The organism is Paraburkholderia unamae, assembly GCF_003268775.1.
Classification (GTDB): domain Bacteria; phylum Pseudomonadota; class Gammaproteobacteria; order Burkholderiales; family Burkholderiaceae; genus Paraburkholderia; species Paraburkholderia unamae.
Window position 1 is genome coordinate 210,755 of the sequence record NZ_QLSU01000010.1, and the last position, 13,125, is coordinate 223,879.

Here is a 13,125-nt window from a genome sequence, read left to right on the forward strand (position 1 = left end):
CGGGCCACATGGAGAACCTTCTTGAAGCAGTCATCGCCCTCTCTGGGCCGCCGCCACTTTTCGCTCGCGGCCGCCTCCACCGTCCTTGCGGCCTGCACGACCGCGGGCACGCAGACGGCCAACGTCACGCCGCCCGTCACCACCGCGCCGCCACCGCCCGTCGCCAAGCCGCAGCGGCCGCTGCGCGTGGGACTCGCGCTCGGCGGCGGCGCGGCGCGCGGCTTTGCGCACATCGGCGTGATCAAGGCGCTGGAAGCGCGCAACGTGCAGGTGGACTTTGTCGTCGGCACGAGCGCGGGCTCGGTCGTGGCGGCGCTGTACGCCTCGGGCATGAACGGTTTCGCGCTCAACAAGCTCGCGCTGACGATGGACGAAGCCTCGATCAGCGACTGGGCCATGCCGTTTCGCACGCGCGGCCTGCTGCAAGGCGTCGCGCTGCAAAACTACCTGAACACGACGCTGCGAGATCGCCCCATCGAGAAGATGGCGAGGCCGCTCGGCGTGGTCGCCACCGACCTGCGCACAGGCCAGCCCATCCTGTTCCAGCGCGGCAACACGGGCATCGCCGTGCGCGCGTCGTGCAGCATTCCGTCGATTTTCGAGCCGGTGAAGATCGCGGGCCACGAGTATGTGGACGGCGGCCTTGTGAGCCCCGTGCCGGCCGCGTTCGCGCGCAAGATGGGCGCCGACTTCGTGATCGCCGTGGACATCTCGGCGCGCCCGGAAACCGCCTCGACGCTGAGCCAGTTCGACGTGCTGATGCAGACCTTCACGATCATGGGCCAGACGATCAAGACCTATGAGCTCGACAAGTATGCCGACGTCGTGATCCGCCCGAACCTCAACGCCATGTCGAGCAGCGACTTCACGCAGCGCAACGCGGCGATCCTGGCGGGCGAGGAAGCGGCGGCGCGCATCATGCCGGAACTCGACCGCAAGCTGGCTGCCGCGCGCGTCGCGGCGTAGTCGCACGCGACGACCCAAGCGCAAAAAGCCTGCTTCTTTCGAAGCAGGCTTTTTTATTCATTGGTACGGGCTAGCTGCGAGGGTTCGCTGCAAGCGCGACAAGCACGCGATCAGTTGCCGCCGTTGCTGTCGAACTGGGCGCTCACACGCTGCTTGAGGCTTTGCTGCTGGTCCGGCGTGAACGAGGTCTCGACACGGCGAGCCCCCGTGAAACGCTTTTCCCAATAGCCGTCGTCAAGGTCGTCGACACGGATCGTGCTGCCCGTGGACGGCGAGTGCACGAACTTGTTGTCGCCGATATAGATGCCGACGTGCGAGAACGTGCGGCGCATCGTGTTGAAGAACACGAGGTCGCCCGGCTTCAGGTTGCTCATGCTCACCTTCTCGCCCACGCGGCTCATTTCCTCGGCGCGGCGCGGCAGCGACATGCCGAGCGTGTCCTGGAACACGTAGCGCACGAAGCCGCTGCAATCGAGGCCGGAGTCCGGCGTGTTGCCGCCCCAGCGGTAACGCACGCCAATCATGTTGAGTGCACCGACAACGACGTCACCGGCCTTTCCGGCCATGCCGGAAAGAAACGCCTTCGCGCCGCCTTCGGACGGAGCCGGAGCTGCTGCCGGCGCCGCCTGATTGGCGTTCTGAAGTGCGTTCTGGATCGCGGGAAGGGACTGCGAATTCGCCGTGTTGCTCGGCGAAAATGAGGCATTCTGGCTAAAGCTGCTGACTTCGTCGGCGAACGCGCCGGGAGCTGCTGCCATTAGGACGCCGATGAACATCCCGGCGACGACGCGCGTACAAGCCTGGGTCAGGTATCCGTGCTGCATGGGTCGGTAGAAATTGCCCGTAAATCAGGGAGTTAGTAGAAAAGTTTGGACGATACTAGCCAGTAAGTATTTGTGTGTCAAAACAAATAGAAAAATTCAATCGCGATGCGCACTTCATTGGTGAATTTCACCGAAATCCACACTAAAGTTCCGCCAAAGCTCAGCGATCGAACGCGGCTTTCAGTAATTTTCGAGTGTAAGGATGCGCGGGGCTATCGAAGATGTTCGAAATGTCTCCGGCCTCGACAATCGCCCCGTTTTGCATGACCGCCACCCGGTGCGCCATCGCCCCGATCACTTCGAGATCGTGACTGATGAACACATAGCCCAGGTTGTACTTGCGTTGCAAATCCGTCAACAATCGCAACACCTGCTGCTGGATCGACACGTCCAGCGCACTGGTCGGTTCGTCGAGCACGATCACGCGCGGCTCCAGCACCAGCGTGCGCGCGATGGCAATGCGCTGACGCTGCCCGCCCGAGAACTCGTGCGGGTATCGTTGCAGCACCGTGCGATCGAGGCCCACTTCGCGCAGCACGCCGACGATGCGCTTGCGCCGCTCCTCAGCCGAAAGATCGGGCCGATGCAGCACGAGCCCCTCCCCCACGATGCGCTCGATGGTCTGGCGCGGTGAAAGCGAACTGAACGGATCCTGAAAGACCACCTGCAAGTGCGAGCGCAACGACAGCTTCTCGCGCCCCTCATAGCTCGCGATCGGACGCCCCTGGAACTCGACGACGCCCCCGGCCGTGCGCTGCAAGCCGAGCATCGCCATCGCAAGCGTCGTTTTTCCCGATCCGGACTCGCCGACGATGCCCAGCGTCTCGCCCTGGCGCACGGCGATGTTCGCGTCGTTCACGGCGCGATAGCGCCCCTTGTGCCACCACCCGCGAAATCCCGGCAGCTTCGTCGCGAAGTCGACGATCACGTCCTTCGCCTGCAATAGCACCGGCGCGATCGGCAGCACCGGCAACACATTGCGCTCGGGCCGGCTAGCGATGAGCCGCTGCGTGTACGCATGCTGCGGTGCCTCGAAAATCTGCTCCACGCTGCCCGACTCCACGAGCCTGCCCTTCTCCATCACGGCCACGCGCTGCGCGAAGCGGCGCACGAGGTTCAGGTCGTGCGTGATGAGCAGCACCGACATGCCGCGCCGCGCCGCCTCCTCGCGCTGGAGTTCGAGCAGCAGGTCGACGATCTGGCCGCGGATCGTCACGTCGAGCGCCGTGGTCGGCTCATCGGCGAGCAACAGGCGCGGCCGGCACGCGAGCGCCATCGCGATCATCACGCGCTGGCGCTGGCCGCCCGAAAGCTGGTGCGGATAGCTCCACACGCGCCGCCGCGCCTCGGTAATGCCGGTGCGTTCGAGCAGCCCCACCGCCTGCTCGTAGGCCTCCTTCTTCGAGACCCCGTCGTGCAGCACGATCGTCTCCGCAATCTGCTCGCCAATCGTGTACAGCGGATTGAGCGCCGACATCGGCTCCTGGAAGATCATCGCGATGTCGTTGCCGCGCAGGCCGCGCATCGCGCGCTCGCTTTTCGCGAGCAGATCGTCGCCGTCGAGACGGATCGACCCCGCGATTTCGGCGTCGCGCAACAGGCGCAGGACCGCCAGCGCCGTGACGGTCTTGCCCGAGCCCGATTCGCCCACCAGCGCCACGCGCTCGCCACGCCCGATCGCGAGCGTGACGTCGTCCACGGCGAGCGTCTCGCCGAAGCGCACGTTCAGGTGCTCGATCGAGAGCAGCGGCGCGGCGATCTCCTGAGGCATGGCGCTCACTGGTTGCCCCCGGCCTTCATGGCGTCGGAGATGCGCGTGTCGAGCGCGTTGCGCAGTGCGTCGCCGATGAAGGTGAGCAGCAGCAACGTGGCGACCAGCACGCCGAAGGTCGAAAGCGCGATCCACCACGCGTCGAGATTGCGCTTGCCCTGCGCGAGCAGCTCGCCAAGGCTCGGCGTGGGTGCGGGCACGCCCAGCCCCAGAAAGTCGAGGCTCGTGAGCGCGAGAATCGCGCCGCTCATGCGAAACGGCAAGAACGTGATGACGGGCGTGAGGCTATTGGGCAGCACGTGATGCCAGATGATCTGCCAGTTCGACAGGCCCATCGCGCGCGCGGCGAGCACGTAATCTTGATTGCGGTTGCGCAGGAACTCGGCGCGCACGTAGTCGGACAGGCCGATCCAGCCGAACAGCGAGAGCAGCACGATCAGCAGCACGAAGCCCGGCTCGAAGATCGCCGCGAAAATGATGAGCAGGTAAAGCTCGGGCAGCGAACTCCAGATCTCGATGAGCCGCTGTCCGATGATGTCGACCTTGCCGCCGAAGTACCCTTGCACCGCGCCCGCCAGCACGCCGAGCAGCGTGCCGATGAACGTCAGCACGAGCGCGAACTCGACCGACACGCGAAAGCCGTAGAGCAAACGCGCGAACAGGTCGCGGCCGCTCTCGTCGGTGCCGAGCCAGTTTTGCCGCGACGGCGGCGCGGGGTTCGGCACCTTCGCGAAGTAATTGAGCGTGTCGTAGTAGTACGGGTTCGGCGGGTAGATCGCGAAGTTGCCGGGCGCGTCGAAGCGGTGACGGATATACGGATCGAGATAGTCGGCGGGCGTGGGGAAGTCGCCCCCGAAGGCCGTCTCCGGATAGTCCTTGAACAGCGGGAAATACAGATGCCCCTCGTAGCGCACGACGATCGGCTTGTCGTTGCACCAGAGCGGGCCGGCCAGGCTCGCCGCGAACGCGACGAGAAACACGATCAGGCTCCAGTAGCCAAGGCGCTGCTGCTTGAAGCGCAGCCACACGCGGCGCGCGGGCGTGGCGGATTTGAAGGCGCGCACGCTCTCGGTGCGCAGTTCGGGCTCGGCGCCGGTGCGGACTCGGTTCAACTCAGCGCTCCAGTTGTTCGAATTGGATGCGGGGATCGACCCACACGTAACAGAGATCGGAAATCAGCTTGGTTAGCAGTCCGATCAACGTGAAGAGATACAGCGTGCCGAGCACGACGGGATAGTCGCGCCGCACGACGGATTCATACGAAAGCAGCCCCAGGCCGTCGAGCGAAAAGAGCGTCTCGATCAGCAGGCTGCCCGTGAAGAACGCGCCGATGAAGGCGGCCGGGAACCCGACCACGAGCGGCAGCAAGGCGTTGCGAAACACGTGCTTCCAGAGCACCGTGCGCTCCGAGAGCCCTTTCGCGCGCGCAGTCAGCACGTACTGGCGGCGGATCTCTTCGAGGAAGGCGTTCTTCGTGAGCATCGTCGTGACGGCGAAGCTGCCCACCACCGAAGCCGTCACGGGCAACGTGATGTGCCAGAGATAGTCGAGAATCTTGCCGCCGAGCGAGAGCGTGTCCCAGTTGTCGGAGGTGAGATTGCGCAGCGGGAACAACTGCACGAACGAGCCGCCGCCGAACAGCACGAGCAGGAGCACGCCCAGCACGAAGCCCGGAATCGCATAGCCGACCAGCACGACGAGGCTCGTCACGAGATCGAAGCGCGAGCCGTTGCGCACCGCCTTGGCGATGCCCAACGGCACCGATATCAGGTACGTGAGAAAGAAGGTCCAGAGGCCGATGCTGATCGACACCGGCAGCTTGGAAATGATGAGCGACCACACACTCTGGTGATGGAAATAGCTCTGCCCGAGATCGAAGCGCGCGAAACGTCCGAGCATCAGGAAATAGCGTTGCAGCGGCGGCTTGTCGAAGCCGTAGAGCTGCTTGAGCTGTTCGATCTGCTGCGCGTCCACGCCCGAATGCGCGCGCATGCCGAACGGCATGCCCTGCTCCGCGCCGCGCCGCAATTCGCGCACGGCCTGCTCGACGGGGCCACCCGGCACGAACTGGATCACGCCGAAAGTCAGCGTGAGCACGCCGAGCAGCGTCGGGATCATCAGCAGCAGGCGTTTGACGATGTAGCTCCACATGATTCGTTGCTTCCGTCGTGTCCGTTGTTAATGACCAGCCGCCGAGTGATCGGGGTGCGGCTCGGGCTGTGGCTGGGTTTGCGACTTCTGCCACCACGTCGAGATGATCCAGTCGTTCGCGCCATAGTACAGCGGCAGTTTCGCCGGATACGCCAGCGTGTTCTTGAACGCCACGCGATGTGTCGCGCTGTACCACTGCGGCACCACATAGTAGCCGTGCATCAGCACCCGGTCGAGCGCGTGCGTGGCGTCGAGCAGTTGCTGGAGCGTCTGCGCCTGCGTGAGCGCCTTGAGAATCGCATCGACGGCCGGCGACTTCAGGCCCAGCAGATTGCCCGAGCCCGGCTGGTCGGCGGCCTTGCTGCCGAAACGGTCGACCTGCTCCGCGCCCGGCACCTGCACGTCGGGGAACTTGATGGTGGTCATGTCGTAGTCGAAGGCGTCGAGCCGCTTCTGGTAGAGCGCGAAATCGACCGAGCGATAGTTCACCTGGATGCCGAGCCGCCTGAGCGCCTGCGTGTACTGCGCCATGATCGGCGCCCACTGCGCGGACGCGCTCGTATCGTCGAGCACCTCGAACGTAAACGGCTCGCCCTTCGCATTGCGCAGCGCGCCGTCCCGGTAGGTCCAGCCCGCCTCGGCCAGCAACGCTCGCGCCTTGAGCAGATTGGCGCGCAGCGAGCCCGGCGGCCTCGTGTCGGGCTGCACGGGCGGCGGGCCGAACACGGCGGGGTCGAGCGTCTCGCGCCAGGGCTCGAGCAGCGCGAGTTCGCCAGGCGACGGCAAGCCCTTCGCCTGCAATTGCGTGTTCGCGAACCAGCTGTCGATGCGCCGATACTGACTATAGAACAGCATGCGGTTGAGCCACGGGAAGTCGAGCGCGAGGTCGAGCGCCTGGCGCACACGCACGTCCTGGAACACCGGCTTGCGCAGGTTCATCACGAAACCCTGCATGCCCGTGCCGTTGTGCTGCGGGAACTCCTTCTTGATGAGCTCGCCGCTGTCGAAGCGCTTGCCGACGTCGCGCCGCACCCAGTTGCGCGCGACGTATTCGACCAGCGCGTCATACTCGCCCGCCTTGAACGCTTCGAGGCGCGCGACGTCGTCCGAATAGAGCTTGTAGGTGATGCGCTCGAAGTTGTTGGTGCCCACGCGCACGGGCAAATCCTTGCCCCAGTAGTTCGCGTCGAGCTTGTAGGTGATCGTGCGGCCGTTCGAATAACGGTCGATCACGTAGGGGCCGCTGCCGATCGGCTGCTCGAATGCGATCTGATCGAAGGCGATGCGGCTGCCGTCGGGACGCAGGCCCCACTTGTGCGAAAACACGGGCATACCGCCCGCGATCAGCGGCAGCTCTCTGTTATTGCTGCGGAACTCGAAGCGGATCGTCGCGGGATCGACCACCACCGCGCGCGTGATCTCGCTGAAGTACGCCTGCATCGAAGGTGCGGCCTGGCGGCTCTTGAGCGTGTCGAGCGAGAACTTCACGTCCTCGGCCGTCACCGGGTCGCCATTCGAAAAGCGCGCCTTCGGGTTGATGTGGAATGTGACCGAAAGCGCGTCGGGCGCAATGCGGATATCGTCGGCAAGCAGGCCGTAGGCGGAGGCCACTTCGTCCAGGCTGCCCGTCGTCAGGCTCTCGAACAGCATGCCGAGCCCGGGCGCCGCGTTGCCACGCAGCGTGAACGGGTTGAACTTGTCGAAGCTCGTGAGGCGGTCGGGGTTGGCGAGCACGAGCGTGCCGCCCTTGGGCGCATCCGGATTCACATAGTCGAAGTGCGCGAAACCTTGCGGATATTTGGGCTCGCCGTATTGCGCAATGGCGTGGACCGCATACGCGGACGGCATGGCCAGCAATCCGAATGCAAGCGCCGCGCACGCGGCCGCCAGTCGCTTGCCGAGCGCGCGCCGCCCCGCAGGAACCGTCGCCCCAAGCGCGCTGCGCGCGGTCCTGCCTCGCGTTCCTGTCGTCATAGATCGGGATTTGTCCGGGGTGCCTTGTCAGTTGTGAGAGAATTCTACCCAAACCACGCGGCGCCGCCCCCACTGGCGCCCGGCGCACTGACCTGATTTAGGAGAATTCATGGGCTTCCTCGCTGGCAAACGCATCCTGTTGACCGGCCTGCTGTCGAACCGTTCGATCGCGTACGGCATCGCGCAGGCGTGCAAGCGCGAAGGCGCGGAACTGGCGTTCACGTACGTTGGCGACCGTTTCAAGGACCGCATCACGGAATTCGCGCAGGAATTCGGCAGCGACCTCGTGTTCCCCTGCGACGTGGCCGACGACGCGCAGATCGACGCGCTCTTCGCCGACCTCAAGCAGCGCTGGGACACGCTCGACGGCCTCGTCCACTCGATCGGCTTTGCGCCGCGCGAAGCGATCGCAGGCGACTTCCTCGACGGCATGACGCGCGAGAACTTCCGCATCGCGCACGACATCTCGGCGTACAGCTTCCCCGCGCTCGCCAAGGCCGCCAAGCCGATGCTTTCCGCAAACGCTTCGCTGCTGACGCTGACTTACCTCGGCGCCGAGCGCGCGATCCCGAACTACAACACGATGGGTGTTGCGAAGGCCGCGCTCGAAGCCAGCGTGCGTTATCTCGCAGTGGCGCTCGGCACGCAAGGCGTGCGCGTGAACGGCATTTCTGCCGGCCCGATCAAGACGCTCGCGGCGAGTGGCATCAAGGGCTTCGGCAAGATTCTCGACTTCGTCGAGCAGAACGCCCCGCTGCAACGCAACGTGACCATCGAACAGGTCGGCAATTCTGCTGCGTTCCTGCTCTCCGATCTGGCAGCCGGCGTGACCGCCGAGATCATGCACGTCGACTCGGGCTTCAACGCCGTGGTGGGCGGCATGGCCGGCCTCGAATAAGCCTGCTTACCCGCTTGCTGTGTTGCATGCGCCTCGTTGCGTGTGCAACGGCAACAAAACAAAAGCCGCCTTTTCAGGCGGCTTTTGTTTTGGCGCGACAGCTTGACGCGTCGCGCGCTGACGGCCGGGCGGAGGCTTAGTGCCAGTGCCCCGGAGGACCGCCGTGATCCCGGTCATAGTGCCCACGGCCGGGGCCAGGGCCACCGTACCCACCGTGATGGCGATACCAGTCGTCACGACCCCAGTAGCGGCGGCCGTCCCAGTAACGGTCGCCGTGCCAGCCGATCACGATCGCCGGCGGCACTGCATACACCGGAGCCGGTTGATAGACGACCGGCGGCGGAGGCGGCGGCGCATAGACCGGCTGCGGCGCGACATAAACCGGGGCCGGAATACCAATGTTGACACCAACGCTCACGCCAGCCATGGCAGCACTTGAAGCGCCAATAGCCACGCCCCCGAGCAGCATTGCAACAACACGTGGGAACTTCATGGACTCACCTTTCGGGTTTGATGTTTTCTTGAAACCAATATAACGCAGCACCTCTCGCCTGCGTATTTCAAACTTGTAAGAACTGATGCACAAAACTGCCCCCCGTTCTTTGTCGTTACGTCTCGTTACATAGGCGCGAGCGCTTGTGGCGCAGCACCGCGAGCAACGGCGCTGCGGAGGATAGCATTGCCGGCGCTGGAGCGTACTGCCGTCAACAGGGATGTGAGCCGCTGTATGCATGCGCGCGCATGGTCGCGCGTCGGTTGGGAGGCGGGCATGGGCATCTGCAAGAATCGCCCGATTTCATTCGCACTCCGTATCAGTCTTCGCACACCCTGCTCTCTCTCGGAGCATCGCACCCGAACCCGACGCTGGAATACGCGGAGGATTTGTCGTACTCCTACTGAAATCCGGCTGACGTGACTCGGTGCAAGGACAGAACCATCGACGCGCCGCGATCCGACTGCGAACACGTAGGCGCCTGTCGTGCACGCGACTGCTTTTCGCGTAACGGGCACGGAAAAAGAAAAACCCCGCAAGCCGAGACTTGCGGGGTTTCCACCGCCATTACTGGCGGAGACGGAGGGATTCGAACCCTCGATCCAGGTTTTGGCCCAGATGCTCCCTTAGCAGGGGAGTGCCTTCGACCTCTCGGCCACGTCTCCCGAAAACTTCGTTCGCGCCAGGGAGGCAGCGCAACGAAGCCAAGATAATAGCGGGTAAGAGCGTTCCGGTCAATTCATAAGACGCTTTTTTTCGAAGTTTTTTCTGCAACCGCGCAGCGAACTTCGCGAACAGCATCTTGACCGGTGAAAACGCGTCACACCCGCGTCATGAAACAACAACAGCGCAACGACGCAAGCGCAAATTACGCGTGCTCGAGATCGAACACCTTGTGTAGCGCGCGCACGGCCAGCTCCATGTACTTCTCGTCGATCAGCACCGAGATCTTGATTTCCGACGTGGAGATCATCTGGATGTTGATGCCCTCTTCCGAGAGCGTGCGGAACATCTTGCTCGCCACGCCCACGTGCGAGCGCATGCCCACGCCGACCACCGAAACCTTCGAGACCTTCGCGTCGCCCAGCACCTGCTCCGCGCTCACGTGACCCTTCACCTGGTTCGTGAGGATGTCCATGGCGCGCTGGTAGTCGCCGCGACCCACCGTGAACGTGAAGTCGGTCTTGCCGGCCACGCTCTGGTTCTGGATGATCATGTCGACGTCGATGTTAGCGTCCGCCACCGGGCCGAGGATCTGATACGCGATGCCGGGCTTGTCGGGCACGCCCATCACGATGATGCGGGCCTCGTCGCGCTGGAACGCGATACCCGAGATGACTGCTTTTTCCATGGTCTCGTCTTCTTCAAAAGTAATCAGGGTGCCCGAGGACATTTCCTCGTCGAGGTTCATCAGCGGGTCGGTCAGGCTGGAGAGCACACGCGTCTTCACCTGATACTTGCCTGCGAATTCCACCGAGCGGATCTGTAGCACCTTCGAGCCGAGGCTGGCCATTTCCAGCATCTCTTCGAACGTAATGCGGTCGAGACGGCGCGCGTCGTCAACCACGCGCGGGTCCGTCGTGTAGACCCCGTCGACGTCCGTGTAGATGAGGCATTCGTCAGCCTTCAGCGCCGCAGCGACGGCCACCGCCGAGGTGTCCGAGCCGCCGCGGCCGAGCGTGGTGATATGGCCGTCCGGGTCGATGCCCTGGAAGCCCGTGATCACGACCACCTTGCCGGCGTCGAGATCGGCCAGCACGCGATCGCCGTCGATGTCGTTGATGCGCGCCTTGGTGAACGAGCTGTCGGTTTTGACCGGCACTTGCCAGCCGGTGTAGCTAATGGCGTCGACGCCGGCTTCCTGCAAGGCGATCGACAAAAGGCCGACGCTTACCTGCTCACCGGTCGACGCAATCATGTCGAGTTCGCGCGGGCTCGGCTGCGGCGAAATTTCTTTCGCGAGACCGAGCAGGCGATTGGTTTCGCCGGACATTGCCGAAGGCACGACGACCATCTTGTGGCCGGCCTTGTGCCATTTGGCGACGCGCTTGGCGACGTTCTTGATGCGCTCGACCGAGCCCATCGAGGTGCCGCCGTATTTGTGTACGATGAGTGCCATTGTCGTTCTGAACTGGAGATGTTACTGCGCTGGCGCGCTGAAGGACTGGGCCGCCCGGTCACTCAAGCCCATGGCGGCGGCTTCAGCGCGTGCAGCACGCGCGGGTTTTGCCTCAGGGGCGCGAAGGCCGCCGCATCGGTGTCGATGCACGCTTGTGACATGCCTGTGCCTTCTTCTTGCGCCCTGCCCGCATACCGCTACGACATCCCTGCAACCGTCGGATACCGCTCGAAGGAGAAATCGCGCCTTCACGGCACACGCCGCTTTTGACGGCGTCCGTGAACGCGAAAAAGCGGGCTGGACAAACGACTTACACTACCCGATTGACGTCAAAATTACAAGACAGAACACGCTTGCGGAGGCCGAAAAACGCTTGCGTGGCAAGGATTTGCGGGGGAGCGATCGCTTCGGACACGCCCGCGTCATTGAAGGATGCGTGTGCGCGCGGCGACGCGATCAGGCGATCACGAGATCCTCGCGCCATTCGATGCGACGCCACGCCGCGCGGGGATCGGTTGGCAAGGCGCCCAACGCCGACCGGTTCACGCCGATACGGGGCACGAACAGCAGCGTCTCCCCCACGAACAGTAGCGGCACGTCGCGCTCCCACGCGGGCACGCCATGCGTCTGGAACAGGTTCTTGAGCGTGCGGCTCACGTTAGCCGCCTCGTCGCGCAAGCGTTCGCCGCCGCTGCGTTCCCGCGCGACGAGCGTCGCGCGCGCGAGCACTTGCTCGGGCACGGCGTCGGGGTCATCGGCCGCGGCGGGCGCAAAAACATAGGTGCCGCGCCATGAAGGCAGACGCCAGATTTCTTCACCGCTCCACCGTGACGAGACGGCAGCGCGTGACGCGGTAACACTCGCATGCGCACGCTCCGCCCCTTCGCTCGCGCGTGCAGCCTCCCACGACACCCGACCGCGATAACAGCGCAGCCGGCGCCCCGCGTGATCGACGCGCAACGCGTGGCCGTTGCCCGTTTCGCGCGCGGTCTCGCGCAGTTGCCGCAGCGCATCGGTCAGACGCGCCGCCGACGCCGCCGGCATGCCAAGCGCGCGCATCCAGTAGCGCAGCAGATTGAGCGCGCGAGCGTCGTCGAGCGCGAGAAGCCCGGCCTGCGAAAGCGCACTGCCCTCCTCGCACTCGACCTCGCGTAAATCGATCCGCGCAAGATCGTCGAGCAAACGCTGCGACGCGGCGGCGTGCGCCGCCGTGCGCGCGAGCGCATCGCGATAACCGGGGAAATGGGCGGAAAGCGCCGGCATCACATCGTGACGCAAGGCGTTGCGCGCGTAGCGCGTGTCGTCGTTCGATTCGTCGTCGATCCAGTCCAGCCGATACGCACGGGCGTAGCGCTCCAGTTGCGCGCGCAACAACGCAAGCAGCGGGCGCATGCGCGGCACACCGCTCGCGCCCGCGCGCACCGGCGCCATGGCCGCCATGCCCGCCAGCCCCGCGCCGCGCAATAGCTGAAGCAGCACCGTTTCCGCCTGATCGTCGGCATGCTGCGCGAGCCAGAGCGCCTGCACGCCGTGCGCCGCACACATCGCGTCGAGCGCGCGGTAGCGTGCGTCGCGCGCGGCTGCCTCGACGCCGGCCGGATCGTCGCGCGCCACGTCGACGCGCCGCGCGTCGAACGTCACGCCATACGCGCGCGCGCGCGTCTCGCAATGCGCAAGCCAGGCGTCGGCGCTCGGGCTCAGGCCGTGATGCACGTGCAGCGCCACGAGGCGCGCCGCGCCCGCCGTGCGCACCGCGGCGTCGAGCAGCACGGACGAGTCGAGCCCGCCGCTATACGCAATGGCGATGCGCGCGTCGTGGGGCAGCGTGGAAAGCACAACGCCGAGCGCATCGATAACGATGCGCCCGGCGTCGGATTCGGATTCGGGATGGTCGGTCATCGCACGACCGCAGACGTGAACAAGCGATGA

General features: G+C 64.7%; 10 protein-coding genes and 1 tRNA gene. 2 read left to right on the forward strand and 9 right to left on the reverse strand.

The features are described from left to right. The first annotated feature begins 21 nt into the window (after nt 1–21). Nucleotides 22–966, forward strand: coding sequence for a patatin-like phospholipase family protein (locus C7401_RS18515; protein WP_258397138.1), 945 nt, complete (start codon nt 22–24; stop codon nt 964–966). A 110-nt stretch (nt 967–1,076) separates the two neighbouring features. Here the strand turns inward: C7401_RS18515 and C7401_RS18520 are convergent, their stop codons facing one another. The 5 genes from C7401_RS18520 to C7401_RS18540 all read right to left on the reverse strand — a co-directional run bounded on the left by C7401_RS18520 (nt 1,077) and on the right by C7401_RS18540 (nt 7,686). Further along, nucleotides 1,077–1,790 (reverse strand): C40 family peptidase, encoded by a 714-nt coding sequence (locus C7401_RS18520; RefSeq protein WP_112172842.1) that lies wholly within the window; start codon nt 1,788–1,790, stop codon nt 1,077–1,079. Nucleotides 1,791–1,950: 160 nt separating this feature from the next. Continuing rightward, the gene (locus C7401_RS18525) at nt 1,951–3,561 is read right to left on the reverse strand and encodes an ABC transporter ATP-binding protein (protein WP_112172843.1); all 1,611 of its coding nucleotides are present in this window, start codon (nt 3,559–3,561) and stop codon (nt 1,951–1,953) included. A 5-nt stretch (nt 3,562–3,566) separates the two neighbouring features. Then, nucleotides 3,567–4,640, reverse strand: a complete 1,074-nt coding sequence (locus C7401_RS18530) for an ABC transporter permease (RefSeq protein ID WP_372460562.1) — start codon at nt 4,638–4,640, stop codon at nt 3,567–3,569. A 34-nt stretch (nt 4,641–4,674) separates the two neighbouring features. After that, complete coding sequence (locus C7401_RS18535; protein WP_112172845.1) at nt 4,675–5,712, reverse strand: microcin C ABC transporter permease YejB; 1,038 nt, start codon at nt 5,710–5,712, stop codon at nt 4,675–4,677. Between the two features lie 27 nt (nt 5,713–5,739). After that, the gene (locus C7401_RS18540; protein ID WP_112172846.1) at nt 5,740–7,686 is read right to left on the reverse strand and encodes an extracellular solute-binding protein; all 1,947 of its coding nucleotides are present in this window, start codon (nt 7,684–7,686) and stop codon (nt 5,740–5,742) included. A 109-nt stretch (nt 7,687–7,795) separates the two neighbouring features. Here C7401_RS18540 and fabI point away from each other — a divergent pair, with 109 nt between their 5' ends. Further along, nucleotides 7,796–8,584, forward strand: coding sequence for an enoyl-ACP reductase FabI (gene fabI / locus C7401_RS18545; RefSeq protein ID WP_112172847.1), 789 nt, complete (start codon nt 7,796–7,798; stop codon nt 8,582–8,584). Nucleotides 8,585–8,720: 136 nt separating this feature from the next. On the opposite strand, the gene C7401_RS18550 is transcribed toward fabI, so the two are convergent. From C7401_RS18550 to tilS, 4 genes are all read right to left on the reverse strand, one after another. Next, entirely contained in the window at nt 8,721–9,077 is a 357-nt protein-coding gene (locus tag C7401_RS18550) for a hypothetical protein (RefSeq protein WP_112172848.1), read from the reverse strand. A gap of 571 nt (nt 9,078–9,648) precedes the next feature. After that, nucleotides 9,649–9,742: transfer RNA gene (locus C7401_RS18555), tRNA-Ser, on the reverse strand. 203 nt (nt 9,743–9,945) lie between these two features. After that, complete coding sequence (locus tag C7401_RS18560; protein WP_112172849.1) at nt 9,946–11,196, reverse strand: aspartate kinase; 1,251 nt, start codon at nt 11,194–11,196, stop codon at nt 9,946–9,948. A gap of 456 nt (nt 11,197–11,652) precedes the next feature. Beyond that, nucleotides 11,653–13,095, reverse strand: coding sequence for a tRNA lysidine(34) synthetase TilS (tilS, locus tag C7401_RS18565; protein ID WP_112172850.1), 1,443 nt, complete (start codon nt 13,093–13,095; stop codon nt 11,653–11,655). Between the last annotated feature and the right edge of the window lie 30 nt (nt 13,096–13,125).